General features: G+C 29.8%; 23 protein-coding genes. 1 reads left to right on the plus strand and 22 read right to left on the minus strand.

The features are described 5' to 3' along the window. The 18 genes from H2279_RS05415 to fmt form a co-directional block, all read right to left on the minus strand. On the minus strand, positions 1–536 hold a 536-nt coding region (locus H2279_RS05415; RefSeq protein ID WP_337195843.1), incomplete at its 3' end, for an FKBP-type peptidyl-prolyl cis-trans isomerase. Positions 537–548: 12 nt separating this feature from the next. Beyond that, a complete protein-coding gene (locus tag H2279_RS05420; protein ID WP_337195844.1) occupies positions 549–1,508 on the minus strand; it encodes a tetratricopeptide repeat protein in 960 nt (319 codons plus the stop codon). 3 nt (positions 1,509–1,511) lie between these two features. After that, positions 1,512–2,009, minus strand: coding sequence for a peptidoglycan-associated lipoprotein Pal (gene pal, locus H2279_RS05425; RefSeq protein WP_137624045.1), 498 nt, complete (start codon positions 2,007–2,009; stop codon positions 1,512–1,514). Positions 2,010–2,087: 78 nt separating this feature from the next. Next, the gene (tolB, locus tag H2279_RS05430) at positions 2,088–3,299 is read right to left on the minus strand and encodes a Tol-Pal system protein TolB (protein ID WP_337195845.1); all 1,212 of its coding nucleotides are present in this window, start codon (positions 3,297–3,299) and stop codon (positions 2,088–2,090) included. 13 nt (positions 3,300–3,312) lie between these two features. Further along, on the minus strand, positions 3,313–4,089 hold the full coding sequence (locus tag H2279_RS05435; protein ID WP_337195869.1) for a TonB C-terminal domain-containing protein: 777 nt from the start codon (positions 4,087–4,089) through the stop codon (positions 3,313–3,315). Positions 4,090–4,093: 4 nt separating this feature from the next. Continuing rightward, positions 4,094–4,483, minus strand: coding sequence for an ExbD/TolR family protein (locus tag H2279_RS05440; protein ID WP_200279813.1), 390 nt, complete (start codon positions 4,481–4,483; stop codon positions 4,094–4,096). Between the two features lie 9 nt (positions 4,484–4,492). Continuing rightward, on the minus strand, positions 4,493–5,047 hold the full coding sequence (locus H2279_RS05445; protein ID WP_137624041.1) for a MotA/TolQ/ExbB proton channel family protein: 555 nt from the start codon (positions 5,045–5,047) through the stop codon (positions 4,493–4,495). A 3-nt stretch (positions 5,048–5,050) separates the two neighbouring features. Continuing rightward, positions 5,051–5,437: an ATP synthase F1 subunit epsilon gene (gene atpC / locus H2279_RS05450; RefSeq protein ID WP_337195846.1), complete on the minus strand. Its 387-nt coding sequence runs from the start codon at positions 5,435–5,437 to the stop codon at positions 5,051–5,053. A gap of 2 nt (positions 5,438–5,439) precedes the next feature. Beyond that, positions 5,440–6,837 carry a F0F1 ATP synthase subunit beta gene (atpD, locus tag H2279_RS05455; RefSeq protein WP_137624039.1) on the minus strand — a complete coding sequence of 466 codons (1,398 nt, stop codon included), beginning with the start codon at positions 6,835–6,837 and terminating at the stop codon, positions 5,440–5,442. A 25-nt stretch (positions 6,838–6,862) separates the two neighbouring features. Continuing rightward, positions 6,863–7,747 carry an ATP synthase F1 subunit gamma gene (gene atpG / locus H2279_RS05460; RefSeq protein WP_337195847.1) on the minus strand — a complete coding sequence of 295 codons (885 nt, stop codon included), beginning with the start codon at positions 7,745–7,747 and terminating at the stop codon, positions 6,863–6,865. Between the two features lie 8 nt (positions 7,748–7,755). Continuing rightward, positions 7,756–9,261 carry a F0F1 ATP synthase subunit alpha gene (atpA, locus tag H2279_RS05465; protein WP_137624037.1) on the minus strand — a complete coding sequence of 502 codons (1,506 nt, stop codon included), beginning with the start codon at positions 9,259–9,261 and terminating at the stop codon, positions 7,756–7,758. An 11-nt stretch (positions 9,262–9,272) separates the two neighbouring features. Beyond that, positions 9,273–9,794: a F0F1 ATP synthase subunit delta gene (locus H2279_RS05470; protein ID WP_337195848.1), complete on the minus strand. Its 522-nt coding sequence runs from the start codon at positions 9,792–9,794 to the stop codon at positions 9,273–9,275. 1 nt (position 9,795) lies between these two features. Continuing rightward, on the minus strand, positions 9,796–10,296 hold the full coding sequence (locus H2279_RS05475; protein ID WP_137624035.1) for a F0F1 ATP synthase subunit B: 501 nt from the start codon (positions 10,294–10,296) through the stop codon (positions 9,796–9,798). Then, positions 10,293–10,730, minus strand: a complete 438-nt coding sequence (locus tag H2279_RS05480) for a FoF1 ATP synthase subunit B' (RefSeq protein WP_137624034.1) — start codon at positions 10,728–10,730, stop codon at positions 10,293–10,295. Before H2279_RS05480 ends, H2279_RS05475 begins: the two co-directional genes overlap by 4 nt. A 76-nt stretch (positions 10,731–10,806) precedes the next feature. Further along, the gene (locus H2279_RS05485) at positions 10,807–11,646 is read right to left on the minus strand and encodes a ParB/RepB/Spo0J family partition protein (protein WP_337195849.1); all 840 of its coding nucleotides are present in this window, start codon (positions 11,644–11,646) and stop codon (positions 10,807–10,809) included. Between the two features lie 3 nt (positions 11,647–11,649). Then, positions 11,650–12,435, minus strand: coding sequence for a ParA family protein (locus H2279_RS05490; RefSeq protein WP_137624032.1), 786 nt, complete (start codon positions 12,433–12,435; stop codon positions 11,650–11,652). Further along, entirely contained in the window at positions 12,432–13,067 is a 636-nt protein-coding gene (locus H2279_RS05495; RefSeq protein WP_137624031.1) for a biotin--[acetyl-CoA-carboxylase] ligase, read from the minus strand. Before H2279_RS05495 ends, H2279_RS05490 begins: the two co-directional genes overlap by 4 nt. Then, complete coding sequence (gene fmt, locus H2279_RS05500; protein ID WP_337195850.1) at positions 13,048–13,965, minus strand: methionyl-tRNA formyltransferase; 918 nt, start codon at positions 13,963–13,965, stop codon at positions 13,048–13,050. The genes H2279_RS05495 and fmt overlap by 20 nt, the downstream gene beginning before the upstream one ends. Positions 13,966–14,093: 128 nt before the next feature. Between fmt and H2279_RS05505 the strand changes: the two genes are divergently transcribed. Then, positions 14,094–15,728 (plus strand): multidrug ABC transporter permease/ATP-binding protein, encoded by a 1,635-nt coding sequence (locus H2279_RS05505; RefSeq protein WP_337195851.1) that lies wholly within the window; start codon positions 14,094–14,096, stop codon positions 15,726–15,728. A 272-nt stretch (positions 15,729–16,000) separates the two neighbouring features. Here H2279_RS05505 and cgb read toward each other — a convergent pair whose 3' ends face one another. The 4 genes from cgb to H2279_RS05525 all read right to left on the minus strand — a co-directional run bounded on the left by cgb (position 16,001) and on the right by H2279_RS05525 (position 18,556). Next, positions 16,001–16,420 (minus strand): single-domain globin Cgb, encoded by a 420-nt coding sequence (gene cgb, locus H2279_RS05510; RefSeq protein WP_137624028.1) that lies wholly within the window; start codon positions 16,418–16,420, stop codon positions 16,001–16,003. A 72-nt stretch (positions 16,421–16,492) separates the two neighbouring features. After that, positions 16,493–17,044: a TorD/DmsD family molecular chaperone gene (locus H2279_RS05515; protein WP_337195852.1), complete on the minus strand. Its 552-nt coding sequence runs from the start codon at positions 17,042–17,044 to the stop codon at positions 16,493–16,495. Beyond that, positions 17,044–17,910, minus strand: a complete 867-nt coding sequence (locus H2279_RS05520; protein ID WP_337195853.1) for a dimethyl sulfoxide reductase anchor subunit family protein — start codon at positions 17,908–17,910, stop codon at positions 17,044–17,046. The genes H2279_RS05515 and H2279_RS05520 overlap by 1 nt, the downstream gene beginning before the upstream one ends. Continuing rightward, complete coding sequence (locus H2279_RS05525) at positions 17,897–18,556, minus strand: DMSO/selenate family reductase complex B subunit (protein WP_337195854.1); 660 nt, start codon at positions 18,554–18,556, stop codon at positions 17,897–17,899. The genes H2279_RS05520 and H2279_RS05525 overlap by 14 nt, the downstream gene beginning before the upstream one ends. Positions 18,557–18,562: the final 6 nt, after the last annotated feature.

Raw genomic sequence — 18,562 nt, forward strand, 5'->3', positions numbered from 1 at the left:
CCGCAGCAGCCACCACCTCCGTGATGATGATCGTGATCATGGTGTCCACCGCCACATCCACAACTATGACTTCCTGCAATAATGCCTGTTAAAATTTCATCTTCGCTAGCTGGTCTAACATCTACAATGTTAAGTGAAAAGAGTAAATCTCTTCCAGCATAAGGATGATTATAATCAACAACAACATCGTTTTCATTAATTTCTTTAACACTTACGCGAACGGTTTCACCATTTTCACCTTCACCAAAAAGTTCCATACCTATTTTCAAATCAATTCCGGCAAATTGCTCTTTAGGTAATGTTTGAATAGCGTTAGCATCGTATTCACCCAAACCCTTTTCTTTTTTAATTAAAACATCACTATTGCTTGGACAATCAAGCTTCATAATTTCTTCTTCTAAGCTTTCTAAAATCTGTCCTTTTCCGACTATAAAAGAAATAGGTTGAGCGTATAAATTTGATTCTAAAACTTCTTGAGTATTGGCATCTTTGAGTTCATAAAACATTGAAACAACATTATTTTTTTCTATTGACATTTTTTTCCTTTTTTATTTTCTATTTGGCGAAGCTTTTGCTTCAGGTGTATTTGGATAATTTTTCTTTAGAGCCTTGTAAAATCCATTGGCTGTTTTTGTATTACCTACTTTATCTAGTGAAATTGCAGTGTGGTATAAAAGCTTTGGAAAATAATCCCCCTTAGAGCTGATAGCAGAACTTTTTTTGTAAAAAGCAATGGCATTGTTATAATTTTTTTGTTTATATTCTACCTCTCCTAGCCAAAAATTTGCTCTTGCCGGTTTATATTTTTGTGCTATAAGATAGTTTAATTTGGTTTTGCATTCTTCATATAAATCTTTATGGAGATCTTGTATCGCTAAATCTAAAATTTCATTATTTTTCTTCTTTTTCCATGAATCATCTATAGTTTTATTTGCATCCTGAATTTGTATATTAGTTGTGATATTATCATCTTTTTTTTCATTTAAAGTATTATCAGTGTTTTTATGTGAAGTGTTTGATGAAATGTTATTTATGCTTAAATTTATATCTTTAAGTTCTTCTTTTGATACATAATTTGCATTAATAGAATCAACTAAAGAACTAAGTTCTGTTAAGATTTTTTTAAATTGCTTATTATTAGCTTCTTGAATTTTTCTACTTTCTTCAACATATTTTTTTAAATTTTGAATTTCTATGGTTAAGTTATTTTCTAGACTATCATTATTTGCTTCCAATTGGGTTAATCTAGAATTAGATTTAGCATATTGAGAATTAATACCTTCCAAAGTGCTTTGCAAACCTTCAATTCTTTCTTGCATTTCGTCAATTCTTGCGTTTGTTTGAGAATTGCTATTGCTTAAAGAATCAAGCTTTTCTTTGAGTAATCTTTCGCTTGAGCTTAGACCATAGGCACTATTGCTAGTTATATCTCCTGCACCAAAAGCCGAGTTTTCAGCATGAAGTAAAGTAGCTCCCATAAGAAGAGCTACTGAAAGTATTTTTTTCATAGATTATTTTGATAGTTTAAATTCAGCACGTCTGTTTTGTGCGTCGCAAGCTTTTGTTTTTTCTGTACAAACTGGATTTGTTTCACCATAGCTTTTAATAGAAATTCTATCTGAATTTACTCCTTGAGCCACTAAAGCTTCTTTAACAGCTTTTGCTCTTTTTAAACCTAAAGCTTGATTATATTCATCAGTTCCCCATTCATCGCAATTACCTTCAACTGTGATATTAACTCCACTTACTTCGGTATTAAAGATATTTGCGTTGTTATTGATAACATTTTGCATATCTGGGCGAATATTAAATTTATCAAAATCAAAATATACTTTATTTAAAGTATCATTAAGTTGAGAAATTCTTGAATCAATATCCCAATTATCTCTTCCGTTTGAACCTCTGTTAGAATCTACACTAGTATCGCTACTTACGCTAGTGCTTTTTGTGCTACATCCACTAATGATCACTGCAAATGCGGCAATCGAACTAAAAAGAATTTTTTTCATTTCCGACCTTTCCAATATGAATAGATTTGAGCGTATTATATCTAAATTTTTTATTAATTGCAACTCATAATGCTAACTTCACCAATCAATAGATTGAATTTTTCCAAGCTTTAAAGGAAAATAAAAAGTTTTGTTTGCATTGACTCTTATAACACCTAAAGCACTTTGTGCGCCGAGGTATTTAATAAAAACTATACTGCCTCCATCACTAGAAAATCTAGGGAATAAATTTTTTCCATTAGCTGTAAGCTGTCTTACATCATTGCCATTAATTGATGTTAAATAAATATTAAAAACTCCATATTGATTAGCCTCCCTACTAGAATACACTAAGAAATCCTTATAAGTAGAAACCGCTGAGTTATTTTTTCCATGAAAAACAGCTTGTTCAGCACCACTAGAACTATCTAAATTTTGTAAGAATATATTTGGATAGCCTAAACGATCGCTAACAAAAACCATCTTATCATCATTACTTCCTATAAAATTACCATTAACATCGATACCAGAATAATTTGTAAGTTGGGTTAATTTTTTACTGTTTAGATCATATAGATAAATATCAGGTTGATCTTTTGGAGCCATGGTAATAAGTAGTTTATTTCCATCTGAACTTACATCGCTAGCCACAACCATACCACCACTGGATAGAATTTTATAGGCTTTATTGGAATTTAAATTGTAGCGATAAAGTGTAGGCATATTGTTATCATAAGCTGTGTAATAAAATATAGTTTGTTCTTTATTGCCCCATTTTGGAAATAAATTTAAACCACCATCAATAAGAACTTTTTGGTACGTTAAAGTATAATCAGCCATGATAATTTGACTTCTTTTAGAACTTGAATTTCTAGCTATTAAAATTTTATGATCCATCCATTCAACTGGAGGTAAGCCTAAAGCATTAACAGAAGCTTTGATACTCTTATGTGCTAGAAAAGGATATTGTTCAATACTATTTAAAGTATAAGTTTGATTTGATTTTTCAATTCCTCCGGCTTTAATTTTAACATTTAAATTTAAGCTATTTCCATTTTGACTTAGAGTATATTCAAAAACATAATTACTTTTTTCAGCAGCATCACTTACAACATCAAAATTTGAACTCACTTTTAAATCATTGACGATTATATTATAAAAACTACGTTTTAAAGCGATATCGCTTATATTAGAATTATCTTTAACGATAATTTTTGGTAAAACTACACCTGAATTAACAACTGTAATCGTTGGATCTTCAGCCCAAAGGACACCCAAAAAGAGCAAGAAAATGGTAAAAAATTTTTTCATTTTTTCTCCTAAATTATTGTTGATTTTTTATTTCGTCTTTTAAATTCATAATTATACTTATGCTTTTATTTTGTGGAGGATAAGTTATAAATTTCCCTTTTTGACTTTCTAAAAATTCCGCCACTTTAGCATCGTATAAAGAATCACCACTTTTTTCCACTGAAGTATAACCAAATTTCCCATTTTCATCAATAAAGATTTTTACCTTTACACTGATTTCTTTATTATTAGGATAGTATTGTTTCCATCTTTGGGTAATAACACGCACAACTTTGCCTAAAAATTCATCATAAACACCCATTTTTTGAGTTTTAGTACTTTCACCTTGAGTGAGATTTTCTTCTTCTATCAAGCTATCATTAAGTTTTTTGATAAGTTCTGAAGCTTGAGGTTTAGGAGTTGTTGAACTTGCTGATTGAGCGTTTGCTTGTATTTTTGTTGTTTTTGCATCTTGTATTTCTTCTATATTGCCAAAAAGTTCATTAAAATTATTTGCTTGTTGATCTATATCTTCGGTTTTAACACTTTGGTTTGTTGTTTGTGCAAAAAGTTTATTGATATCAACTTGATCATTTGGTTTTTGTAAATTTTTTGGAGTATTTGGATTAACGGTTGTTTGTTTAGAAGGCTCTGAAAGTTCAATATCGATAAAACTATCTTTTAAATCTGTGTATTGTATGGCAGGGGCAACTTGAGTTACAAGTCTAAAAAAAACAAAAGCAATAACAATTAAATAAACCGCTAAAGCCAATAAGAAAGAATTTAAATTACTTAAGCCGTATTTTTTCATATTTTTATTCTGTTTGTAATGCAACTTTAGTAAAACCTAGGTTTTTAATACTTCTTAAGACATAAATAACATCATCATATTTTAAATTTTTATCAGCTCTGATAAAAACAGGTTCATCGGTATTAAATTGTGATTTTTTTTGTGCTAAATTATCAGCAAAACTTACAAAATTATATTTTTCTTGATTTAAGAAAATTTCTTTTTTAGAATTGATGCTTACAATTAAGCTTTTTACAGTCGGAGCACTTGTGGATTTTTGACTTCCCTGTGGAAGATTTATCTTTTCTTCATAGGTGATGCTTGGAGCTGTAACCATCAATATGGCAAGTAAAACAAGCATAATATCCACTAGAGGCGTAATATTAAGTTCTGGTTTGTGTTCTTCAAATAGCATTGTAAAGCCTTAGTGATTATTGGATAAAACTTTAATTTCACTATCAATAATGCTTAAAAGTTCAAAAGCTCTAGCTTTAATAATAAGATGAAAAGTATAAGCAGGAATAGCAACTAAAATTCCACAACCTGTTGCAACCAAAGCCTCGCTAATTTGTGGTGCAATAATGCTTAAAGAATTTTGATTTCCAAGACCTCCAAAGGTTTCTAATATAGAAATAACCGTCCCAAAAAGACCTATAAAAGGAGAAGTTGAAGCAACAATACTAAGCCAAGTCAAGCCACCTGAAGCGCGACGAGTGGCTAAATTTTTATAAATTTCTAAGTGATTAAGACTTGTGTCGGTGCATTTTCTTAAAATAGAATCTGTGCGACTTAAATCTTTTTCTCCTAAAAGCAAAGTTTCTAAACTTTCTTTTTCTTTATTTTTCCAAGTTGCTATATAGCTGATTCTTGAAAAAAAAATAGAAAATGAAAGAATGAAATACAAAGAAAGCCAAATAAGAACTACATAGGTAATAATACTCGAATTACCAAAAAAATTAAATATTGCTTCAAAATTCATTTATTAACCTTTTAGATTGTCTATTTTAGAAAAAGTGGCAGCTAAAGCAACGCTATCTGAACTCATTGATTTGATCAAGTCTTTAGCTTTAGAAAGGTTTTTTTCTATTTCACTTTCACTAGATCCTGAAATCCAAACCGCTCCTTTTGCCAAAACACTGGTTTTATCTTCATCTACTTTAACATGCCCTGCATCAATTGCAATTAATTCATGACTTAAATCTTCTTTTTCTATATCAATAATGCCTGATCTTAATGAAGAAACTAAGGCTGCATGATTTTTTAATACGCCAAATTCTCCTTCACTTCCTGGCAAAGTGACTGATTTTATATCACCTTCGTAAATTACACCCATAGGTGTGATAATTTCAATTTTAAATAAATTATCCATTATTAACCTTTGATTTTATCAGCCTTTGCAATTGCTTCTTCAATATTACCAACCATATAGAAAGCATTTTCTGGTAAATGATCATATTTACCTTCTAAAATTCCTTCAAAACCTGCTATGGTTTCTTCAAGAGAAATGTATTTTCCTGGGCTGCCAGTAAAGACTTCAGCAACGAAGAAAGGTTGAGATAAGAATTTTTCTATTTTTCTTGCTCTTTCAACGATAAGTTTATCTTCTTCGCTAAGTTCATCCATACCTAAAATAGCAATAATGTCTTGTAAATCTTTATATTTTTGAAGAACAGATTGTACTCCACGTGCTACTTTATAGTGTTTTTCTCCAATAATATTTGGATCAAGCATTCTTGAAGTAGAATCCAATGGATCAACCGCTGGATAAATCCCTTTTTCAGCAATAGCTCTATTTAAAACAGTTGTTGCATCTAAGTGAGCAAACACAGTAGCAGGAGCTGGATCGGTTAGGTCATCAGCTGGAACATATACAGCCTGTACTGAAGTAATAGAGCCTTTTTTGGTTGAGGTGATTCTTTCTTGAAATTTACCCATTTCACTTGCTAAGGTTGGTTGATAACCAACAGCTGAAGGAATTCTTCCTAAAAGAGCTGACATTTCAGAACCTGATTGAGAAAATCTAAAGATATTATCAATAAACATTAATACATCAAGTCCCATTTCATCTCTAAAATATTCTGCCATTGTAAGACCTGTTAAAGCGATACGATTTCTTGCCCCTGGTGGTTCATTCATTTGTCCGTAACACAAGGCAACTTTATCTAAAACGTTACTTTCTTTCATTTCATTATAAAGATCGTTTCCTTCACGAGTTCTTTCACCAACACCAGCAAAAACTGAATATCCGCTATGTTTAAAGGCAACATTGTGGATAAGTTCCATAATAATAACTGTTTTACCAACACCAGCACCGCCAAAAAGTCCTACTTTACCACCTTTTGCATAAGGAGCTAATAAATCAACAACTTTAATACCCGTTTCAAAAATTTCACTTTTAGTGCTTTGATCTTCAAAAGCTGGTGGATCTCTGTGAATTGCCCATTTTTTATCAAAAGCAACTTCTTCACCTTCGTCTATCAAATCACCTGTAACATTGAAAATTCTTCCTAAAACTTTTTCACCAACAGGTACGCTAATAGGAGTTCCTAAAGCTTGAGCTTCCATTCCTCTAACTAAACCATCTGTCATATCCATAGCGATGGTTCTAACTCTGTTATCTCCTAAATGTGCAGCTACTTCTAAAACAAGTTTATGTTTTTTTCCTTCGCTTTCAAAATTAACGACAATGGCTTCATTGATTTGAGGTAAATAGTTATTAAAATCTACATCAACAACCGGACCTAATATCTGTGAAATAAATCCTTGCATTATTAATACTCTCCTTAAAAATTTACTATTTCATTGATTCAACACCACTGATAATTTCTATAAGTTCAGTGGTAATGGATTCTTGTCTTGCCTTGTTGTAAGCAAGATTAAGCTGTTTTACTCTAGCTTTGGCATTATTGGTTGCATTATCCATCGCTTGCATTCTAGCACTATGTTCAGCTGCTAAAGAATCAATTAATGCATAATATATATTATATTCTAAATAAGTTTTCATTAAATCTTCTAGCAAACCAACATTATCCGGTTCAAGTTCTAAAAGAGAACTTGGTTCTGTTTCAATTTTTTCAGGTTCAACTGGAATAAGATGAGAAACTTTTAACTCTTGAGTGATCATATTTTTATATCCATTATGGATTAAGATAACTTCATCTGTAATTCCATCAACATAATCATTAACAGAAGAATGGATAATCGAACAAGCTTTTTCATAATTTGGCGTAGAGCTTAATCTAATATGTTTTTCAAATAATTCTATTCTTTGGAAACTAAAATATTCAATACCTGTTTTACCTATGGCTTTTAGACGCACATTAATATTTTTTGCTTTATAGTCTTTTAATAATTCATTGACAGCTTTTAAAGTTTTGATATTAAATCCGCCACATAATCCTTTATCCGCTGTAATAAAAATTAAATCAACATTTTGAATTTTATTTCTTTTATGAAATAAAGCAAATCTTGAATCATCTTCATTGTAAATGATTTTATTGATTTGAAATGAAATTTCACTTAGCATTTCATCAATTTTTTCAGCGTATATTTTTGATTTTCTAGCTGCTTCTTCAGCTTTTTTTAGTTTAGCTGTAGAAACAAGCTTCATAGCATTAGTCGTTTTTTGTGTGTTATAAACGCTTTTTATTTTTCTTTTAATTTCTTTTAAATTAGACATAAAAGACCTTATAGCTGATTTGATTTAAACTCATTAATGGCTTTAGTTAATTTTTCTTCTAATTCTGCATCTAGAGCTTTTTTGGAACGAATTTGTTCAAAAATATCTGGATATTTTGTTTCAATAAATGAATAAATTCCACTTTCAAATTCTTGAATTTTTGAAACAGGTATGTTGTCTAAATGTCCTTTAGCGCCAGCAAAAATTGAAACGATTTGTTTTTCTATGCTAATTGGTGCATAAGGAGGTTGTTTTAAAAGCTCTACCATTCTTTGACCGCGTTCAAGTTGTTTTCTACTTGCTTCATCAAGATCGCTAGCAAATTGGGCAAAAGCTTGGAGTTCTCTATATTGTGCAAGATCTAATCTTAGAGTTCCCGATACTTGTTTAGTTGCTTTAATTTGTGCAGCACCGCCAACCCTAGAAACTGATAAACCAACATTGATTGCAGGACGAATGCCAGAGTTAAATAAATCTGTTTCTAAGAAAATTTGTCCATCGGTAATGGAAATAACGTTGGTTGGAATATAAGCTGAAACGTCTCCCGCTTGTGTTTCTATAATCGGTAAAGCAGTAAGAGAGCCTGCGCCCAACTCATCACTTAATTTACTTGCTCTTTCTAGAAGTCTTGAGTGAAGATAAAATACATCACCAGGATAAGCTTCACGACCAGGAGGACGACGTAAAATCAAAGACATTTCACGATAAGCTACAGCATGTTTGCTTAGATCATCATAAACAATTAAAGCGTGTTTAGCATTGTCTCTAAAAAATTCTCCCATGGTAACACCAGTATAAGGTGCGATATATTGAAGAGATGCTGGATCACTTGCACCAGCATTAACTACTATAGTATAATCCATTGCCCCATGCTCCTCAAGTTTTTTTACAACTTGAGCAACTGTACTTTGTTTTTGTCCAATGGCAACATAAATACAAATAACATCTTGTCCTTTTTGAGCTATAATAGTATCAATAGCTACAGTAGTTTTTCCTGTTTGTCTATCACCGATAATAAGCTCTCTTTGACCGCGACCAATTGGAACAAGAGCGTCTATCGCTTTAATTCCGGTTTGTAAAGGTTCATGAACGCTTTTTCTTGCCATAATACCTTTAGCTTTTTCTTCTACGCAACGAAATTCATTGCTATCAATAGGACCTTTAGCGTCAATTGGTTCTCCTAGGGCATTGACGACTCTTCCAATTAAAGCATTACCTACTGGAACTTTAAGAAGTTTTTTTAAGCGTTTTACTGAAGAGCCTTCTTTTAAACCTTCACCTTTTCCAAGTATGATAATACCTACGCTACTTTCTTCAAGATTAAGAGCCATACCTTTATCGCCGTTTTCAAATTCGACCATTTCTCCGGCCATAATATTTTTCAATCCATAAGCTTTAGCAACTCCATCAGCTATGGAAATGATTTTTCCTGTTTCTTCAATTTCAAGATCTAAATCAAAATTTTCGATTTTTTCTTTTATAATAGAACTGATTTCATCAGCTTTAAAATTCATACATATTCTCCTTAAATAATTTTAAGTATATATTCACTTATTTTATTTTGAAAAGCTTTCATTGAAAAAGCAATTTCACAGCCTAATTCTTCTAAGTAAATTTTAACACCATCGTTTTGACCTATTTCATTTTTTAGTTTGATTTTTGTATTTAGTTTCAAATTAAGCTTATTTTCAAGTTCTTTTATTTTATCATCACTCAAGGCTTCTTTTGAATATACAACGCCTTGGCATATATTTTCTTTAAGAGCCTTTTGTCTTTGGAGTTCCTTGAAAATTTGCGGAATATAATCAAGTCTTGAATTTCTTAATAATATTTTTAAAAAATTGATGAAATTCGGATTTGCTTTTTCAAAAAAAGAATTCAATAAATCCAATTTTCTATCTTTTTGAATTTGGCTAGAATTGACAATATCCTTAAATTTAGGCATACAAAAAGCAGAATTTAAAACAGATAAACGATGGTAAAAATCTTCCATATCTGTTCTTTCAATGATAGCTTTTGCGTATTTTTTTGCAATTAAATTATCCATGTTAAGACACTTTCTTTGATATAATATCTATAATTTCATTTTGTTTTAAGCTTATATTTGGATCTTCAAAAATTTCTTGCAAGACAGATGAAACAACCTCTTTTTTCATTTTTCTTAATTCGTATTTTTTTTGTTCTTCAAAATTTTGCTCAAGTAAAGCAATTTCACTTTGAGCTTCTTCTTTGATTTTTTGAGCATGAGCATCTGCTTCTTTTTTAGCCATAGATATAGCTGCTACAGAATTAGCCTTTGCCTCTTCGATTTTTTTCATTATATCGATTTTTTTCGCTTTACTTTCTAAGAGATTTTTTTGAATTTCATCAATTTTAGAAGAAATTTTTATAATACGATTTTTATAAAAATTCTTAAAAAAATTTGCTGAAAAATAATATAAAATGGCTATAAAAATTAAAAAATTAATAGTTCTAGGAACAATATCATACTCAGTTGCAGCCATTGCATATATAGGGCTTAATAAAATGAGACTGTAAAAAATTTTCATTCTTTTATTCCTATTTTTTTAATATTGTTTTGCAAAGTTTGCTTTAAATCTGGCAAATATTGATCCAAATTTGCTTTAAATTCTTTTTTTTGATTTTCGAGTTCCAAATAAAAATTACTCATCCTTCGCTCTAATTCTTCTTTTTTGGCCTTAACAACTTGCTCCGCCTCTTCTTTAGCAGCATTGATAGCTTGCTGCTTGATCTTAAAAACTTCTTCTCTAGCATTAGCATAAATTGCTTCAACTTCATCATTTGCACTTGATATATCTTGAGAATATTGTTTTGCTTTATTTTCATCATTTTTAATAGAATCATTTCTTTCATCTATAGATTTTAAAAGAGGTTTATATAGCATAGTATTTAAAATGACTATCATAGCCAAAAAGATAGCCATAGTAGCAAACATTATAGATGGATGCATATCTTCAAACATAAAAATTTCCCTTTTTTGCTATAATTCCTAAAAAAACTTTTTATTCTAACATATAAAACATAAGAATTGCGTTAAATTAATTAAAAATTTTAATCAATTTATTAATTTCAGCGATATTTTCTAAATGAATAATAAAATTATTTTTCTTATGAGTGCAAGAGAAGCCAAATTTACCTAGAGTTTGCTTTAAATTTTGCATGGAATTTTCAAATTCCACATCTTCTTTTTCTTCGATTTTTTCTTTATTTTTTAACTTTTGAACAATTTTTTCTGTTTCTCTTACATTGAGTTTTTGACCTATGATGCTATCAACGAGCATTTTTTCATCTTTTTCATTTAAGCCAACTAAAACTTTAGCATGGCCTTGAGAGATTTTACCTTCAATGATAAGTTTTTGAGTTCGGCTGTCTAAATTTAAAAGTCTTAGAGTGTTGGTGATTTGCGTTCTGCTTTTATGAATGAGTTCGGCTAAATTTTCTTGAGTGATATTATGCACTTCGATTAAATCTCTATAAGAATGAGCAAGTTCTATAGGATTTAAATTCTCTCTTTGTATATTTTCTATAAGAGCAAGTTCTCTAAGTTTGATTTCATCTCTATCGGATACAAAAGCTAATATATTTTCTTCGCCTAAAATTTGAGTAGCCCTTAGTCTTCTTTCTCCTGCGACTAAAATAAATTTATCCTCTTTTTGTAATACAATAATAGGTTGTATTAATCCGTATTCTTTGATGGAATTTGCAAGTTCATTTAAAGCTGTTTCATCAAAAACTTTTCTTGGTTGGAAGGGATTTGGGATAATTTTTTCAATTTCGATAAGCTTGACCTGATTTTTATCAAGTCCAAGTTCTCTAGTATATACCTCTTCTACATTTCCCATAAGGCTTTTTAAGCCTCTGTCTTTATTTAATCCCATTTTTTATCCTAAAATTGAATAAGCTAAATTTTGATAAGCTAAAGATCCAGGCGATTTTATATCATAAAGTATGATAGGTTTGCCAAAACTAGGGCTTTCTGCCAATTTAACATTGCGTGGAATAACAATAAAATCATCTTCATTGCCATTGATTGTAAAAAGCTGTTTTTTGAAATTTTGCTTTAAATCCTCTACTACATCTTTAGAAAGATTGTTTTGAGAGCTATACATGGTTGGCAAGAAACCTCTTACTTTAAGTTTTGGATTGAGTGTTTTTTTGATGATTTTAATGGTGTTTAAAACCATGGCAACACCTTCAAGTGCGTAAAATTCACATTGTATAGGAATAATAACACTATCACTTGCTGCAAAAGCATTTATAGTGATACTTCCAAGTGCTGGAGGAGAATCTATAATGATAAAATCATATTCATCCAAAACTTCTTGAATTTGATTTTTTAATACGGTTTTCTTTTCATTATTTTCGCCCTTAGCAAGTTCTTGCTCTATACCTACAAGTCCAATATTTGATGGGGCTAAATGAAGTTGTGGTAATTCTGTTTTTAAAATAATATCAGAAAGTTTTTTCCTACCTATAAAAACATGATAAATATTATATTCATAATTATTGCGGTTAAAGCCAAGTCCTGTTGTAGCATTGGCTTGAGGATCGACATCAATCAAAAGCACTTTTTTTTCTGCTACCGCTAAAGAAGCTGCTAAATTTACAGCTGTTGTTGTTTTGCCTACGCCACCTTTTTGATTTGCTATTGTGATAATCTCGCTCATCTTAAACTATATACCCTTTTATTGTCTAATAAAATTGATCCATCTTGATACAAACAAGCATCTTTAAGTGAAAAAATTTTGCCTTCATAATGGATGCTAAAATGTCTTGATTTTTCAAATTCTAACATATACTTGCTAAAAATATTCTTCCATAAAATTTTTTTTTCTAGCTTTTTTATAAACTCTTTAACTAAATTTTCAATGGAAATTTTAATATCGCATAAAGCTCTATTTTCTGGAGCAAAAGTGATATTTAATCCCACTCCTCCGATGATAAAATCAGAAATTTTTGTACTCATAACTCCACCCGCTTTTTTATCATCTAAATACAAATCATTTGGCCATTTAAGCCATATTTTAGAACCCTTATCTGCTAAAATTTCTTTGATCAAATAGGCAAAATAAATACTAACAGAAGCTAAAGGTAAATCTTTAGGTAAATTTTCTTCTTTTAAGCAAAAAGAAAGATGCAAATTTCCTTTCGAGCTTTGCCATGAATTTTCTCTACTTCCTATTCCTTGAGTTTGTTCTAGGGCATATAAAGCGGTATTTTTTGTTATTTTTCCACTGCGAATTTGCTCACATAAAAAAAGATGGGTTGAATTTATACTTTCAATGCAAATAATCTCCAACTTTTAACCTCTTTCCATTTAAATAAGTACGCCCATCAAGGACTTTTTTTCCACTTTCTTGCAATTTTTTTATACGCAAAATACCTTGCTTACAAGATAGTAAAAAACTTTCTTTGTCTAATTCTAGAATTTCTCCTTCCTGTTTAAATATTTTATTTTCATCTACAAGTTCTAATTCTAAAAATTTCAAACCATTAGCTAAAAAAATATTTGGCCAAGGGGTAAAAGCGAGATATTTTTGATAAATTTCTCTTGCGTTGTTGAATGTAATCATCCCATCTTCTTTTTTTATTTTTGTACATTGAGTTGCTAAATTTTCATCTTGTTTTTTAGGGGCTAAATTTTCAAAATTTAAAAGAGTGGAAATGATAAGCTTTGCAGCTAGATTAGCCAATATTTCAAAAACTTCGCTTGAATTTTTATCTTTAATATCACATTCTAAACTTTCAAGTATAGCACCTGTATCAAGCCCTTCTTCCATAAGCATAGTGCAAACCCCACTTTTTTCATCGCCATTTAAAATCGCGCTTTGAATAGGGCTAGCACCGCGATATTTTGGCAATAAAGAAGCATGTAAATTTACACAAGGAGCTATATCTAAAATGGCTTTAGGTAAAATTTTTCCATAAGCAGCCACTACGATAAAATCGGGTTTTAAGTCGCTAATTTGCTTAATGGTTGCCTCATCTTTTAATGATTTAGGCGTAAAAATTGGAATGCAAGAAGAATGACTGCTTAAAAAAGCTTTTGTATGGCTTGGAGTTAAAATTTGTTTTCTACCTACTGCTTTATCGGGTTGGGTAAAAAGTGCCACGATGTTAAAATTCTCATTTTCTAAAAGAGCTTTTAAAATGCAAGTTGCATAAGCTGGGGTTCCCATAAAAATTATTTTTTTCATTAGATCCATCTTGATATTTTTTTTGAAATGGTATCTAATTTGAATTTAAAAATGCTTTATCTTTAATCATTACTTTATTTTTTATCATTTTAAAAATGTTATAATAAAAATTATTTGGAGTTAAAAAAATGTCTTTTATTGTTGAAATGCTTAAAAATAATAAGTTAAAATTTTTATCCTTTTTGTTTTTTTCTTTTATAACGAGTATTGTAGGGGTTTTTACTCTAATTTTTATCAATGATTATTTGCTTAAAAGTGTGCAAAATATACCTATTTTTTATTTTCTAATTTTACTTTTAGTTTTTTTTGCAAGTTCGACTATAGTAGAACTTGGATTGAGTATTTTTGGACAAAATTTTATTTTTAAAATGCAAAAGCGTATTGTAAAGCAAATTTTAGACACTCCTTTGCTTCGAGTGGCTAAGGTAGGAAAAGCAAGAATTTTAGCATCTTTAGGATCTGATGTTAGAAATATATCTTTTGGGCTTTTGCGTTTGCCTGATTTTTTGCAATCAAGCATTTTGATTTTTTGCACGAGTGTTTATTTGTGCTATCTTTCTGTTGAAATTTTTATTTTTTGTGCGGTTTGGATCGCAATTGTTTTTATAACAAATCATTTTTTAATGATGAAAGTTTATTATTATTTTCGTAAGGCTAGAGAAAATGATGATGCTTTGCAAAACAATTATCAAAATATACTTGATGGCCATAAAGAACTTTTAATCAATCAAGATAGAGCTAAGCTTTATTATGAGTTTGAATTTGAAAATAATGCAAAAGCAAAAAAGATAAATAGCACTTTAGGTAATCTTTTTAATAATTTATCAAACAATTGGACAAATGTAACGCTTTTAGCTTTAGTGGGTATGGAGTTTTTTTTAGCTTTAAAATATAATCTAGCAAGTGTAAATGAGGCAACCACTATAGCTCTTTCTATTTTATTTTTAAGAACTCCTTTGGTTTCTATGATCTCTTCTTTTCCTACCTTGCTTTTAGCAAAAATCGCTTTGGATAAAATCGAAAAATTAGAATTAGATGAATATAAAGAAGGTTTTAAAAAGATAGATTATATTAAAGATTGGAAACAAATTTCTTTTAAAAATGTTTCTTTTTCTTATGAAGAGAATTTCAGCTTAAATCCTGTAAGTATTGATATAAAAAAAGGAGAACTTATATTTTTAATCGGCAAAAATGGAAGTGGAAAATCAACTTTTTGTATGCTTTTAGCAGGACTTTTTAAACCAAGTGATGGCGAAATTTATGTGGATAATATGCGAATTGATGATGAAAAAAGCTTAAAAAAATACAGATCGCTTATTTCTGCAGTTTTTAGTGATTTTCATCTTTTTAGCAAAACCTTAAGTAAAAATGGTTTTGCAAGCGAAGAAAAAATTGCTTTTTGGCTTAATTTTTTAGAGCTTGAAAATAAAACAAGTGTTGTGGATAATGAATTAACTTTTACCAAGCTTTCTACAGGGCAAAAAAAGCGTTTAGCTATGCTTATAGCTTTGCTAGAACAAAGGGATGTTTTAATTCTTGATGAATGGGCAGCAGATCAAGATCCGGTATTTAGAAAATTTTTCTATAAAAAACTTTTACCTTTATTAAAAGAACAAGGTAAAACTATTTTTGCTATTACCCATGATGATGCTTATTTTGATAGTGCTGATCGAATTTTACTTGCACAAGAAGGCAATATAAGTGAGTTAAAAGGCGAAAATGTCAAAGAAAAAGCTAAAAGTTTGATTGCTGAATTTGAGTGAAATTTTACGATAATTTTAAATTTAAATAACAAAATACTTTTTTGTAGAATTTAAAAATTGAAATTGCAAAACTAGTTAAGGTTTTGTATATAAAAATTTAATTGATTTGCTAATCTTTAAAAAAATTAATTTGACGATTTATTTTTCATAATTTGACTTTTTATTACATTTTTCAATTTCATTTGGCTTTTAACTTAGCAATATTGTTTAAATACAGTTTTGCCTATTTGCTTAAATTTTTAATATTTATAATTTAAGCAAATAATGTTTTATTATATAGAATTATTTTGTTCTATATCGATATAAAATTTAGCTATTTTATTATAAGCAACTTCCCAAGCTTTAAGAGTGGTTTCATCTGGATTTAAAAGATTTTTTATGGCTTTTAAAAGACAAGCACCAACTATAGGATAATGTTCTTCTTTAACTCCTAAATTTACATGAGTTATAGCGACTTTATCAACAAAAGACCTCATTTTTTCTAAATCATCTATATTTTTAGCCGCGATTAAAATTGCCATCGCTAAAGCTTTTGGCTGCTCTCCTGAAATTTGTTTTTCCATATTAAACATAGGCTTGACCTCAGGATAATCATTAAACATAATTTTATAAAATTCTTTTGTTAAATCCTCTCCATTTTTTTGTAAAATAGGGACACAATCTTTAATGATTTGAATTTGTTCTTGAGTCATATTTTTCCTTCGATATATTTTTGATAGCAAGGCAATTATATATAAAATCAAAGGATAAAAAAATAACCTATGTTAATTTTTCAAATCATTAAAAAAATCTCCCATAAGCATAGCTAAACCTCTATAAAAATCGCTTTTTGCTGTTTTTTCCAAGTCATCGTTCCAAGTATTAAACCAAGTGAAAAACTCTTTTTCTAAAAATTCTTTCAAGGTTTTTTTGTCATCATTTTTTAGCAATTCTTTGATAAATAAAAGTTCATTAATCAAGCTATCTTGAGGTTCATTTTCTAAAAAATTTAAAAAATTGTATTTTAAAAAGATATTTTTGACTTTTTCAGAATTACTTGAGTAAATTTCTTTATCTTTATCAAGATAAAAAGAAGCATAAGGCGGAGCTTTGACAAAATCAATATCGCTTAAAAAAAGACAAGTAAAATCATATCCTATTGCCTTTTCATCTTCTTTAGAATGACTTAGTAGCCTTAAAGCTTCTTTTTGTAAAGGATTTTCATTTTTTAAAAACCACCTTTGCCAGAGTTGTTCTTCTTGAATTTTCTCTAGCAAATCTTGTTTAGGTGGATTTTTTAAAAAAGTAATGAAAATATCTATTGCTAGATGTTTCATTAAGAGTGTCCTAGCATAATTTGTGTGCTTATTAGACCATAAAATAGCATTCTAGTGATAAATACTCCTATAAAAGCACACAATAGAGCAAAATAGGTAAAAAATTTACTTTGGAATTTTTCATAAAGATAGTTATTTAAATACCAACAAGTGATGCTTAATCCCAAAAATGCAAAAGATGATCCTATAAACCAAATATAAGTTCCCCCTAAAAGCTCAAAAGGATTGACAAGTCCCATAATCCAAGTTTGTCCTACGTGCAAGGTTTGTAAAACAATAGCCGTACTTAATAATCCTATACCAATAAGCCCTGCAAAAAAAGACATTTTTCTTTCGTGTTCACCTTCTTCAAAGAAACAATAATAAAGAATAGAACCCAAAAAAATCGCACTAGCAAAAAAATAAAGCAAAGTGATTTTAAAATTCCAAGTCGGCACACTTTTTTGCATAGAACCATAAGCGCCACTCATAAAGAAAATTCCTAAAATTCCGCATAGCAATGTTAGAAAAAAGATCCATTTTTTATTTTTAAAATAAAGTAAAAAGCCAAAAACACAAACAAGAGAAGAGAATAAAATTTCATTATTCATCCAACCTACATACCATTGATTATTAGCATAAAAAAATCCAAGTCGGTTAAGAACATTAAAAATATGTGTTATGTCATTTAAGTGAAAAAAAGAAGGTATAAAAGCTACGATCATAGCTATACCTAAAAAAAGCCCAAAAGATTTTAAATGAGTAAAATTTTTATAGCCATTTAAAAAAGCAGGAGCATAGACAAAGCTAAGCCCGATAAAGGCTTGTGCGAGTATGGTAAAAAGCACTAAAGGCATTTCGCTAAAAATATGATTAAAGGATGTCATTTTTTACTCCTTGATAATTTTGTGGCAAATGAAAGATTGCGCTTTTATTTCCTGAAGGTAAGCTATGTTTTTCAGGCACTATACATAAATTTGGATGCGTGATACTTGCATCAGGCAAAGGAGTGATTGAAGCTAAATTTCCATGTTTTTCTCTTAATTTAGCGATATCTCCAGCCTTTAAAGCTCTAAAAGGACAAGAATCCACACAAATTGGATTTTTTCCTTCTTTGAGTCTATCATAGCAACCATCACATTTACTCATGTGTCCGCTTTCGTGATTAAATTGTGGAGCGCCATAAGGACAAGCCATAGCACAGGCTTTACATCCTATACACATACTATCTTCAACCTTCACTATACCCCATTTTACCTTCATAGTTGCACCCGTAGGACAAGCTTTTAAACAAGCCGGATTAGAGCAGTGATTGCAAGATATAGAAGTATAATAAGCAAAAACGTTTTGCTCTACACTTCCATCTTCTTCTTTACAAGTCCAATTACCTCCTTCTGTTTCAAAAACACGGCGAAAATTTACTCCCACAGGCATATTTTTATAATCTTTACAAGATAAAGAACAAGTTCTACAGCCTACGCATTTGCTTTGATCAAGCATAAAACCAAATTGTGAGTTTTCTTCTAAATTCATTTTATC

Origin of the sequence: Campylobacter sp. B0100352/1 (assembly GCF_020135855.1) — a bacterium.
In the GTDB taxonomy this organism is placed as follows: Bacteria; Campylobacterota; Campylobacteria; order Campylobacterales; family Campylobacteraceae; genus Campylobacter_D; species Campylobacter_D taeniopygiae.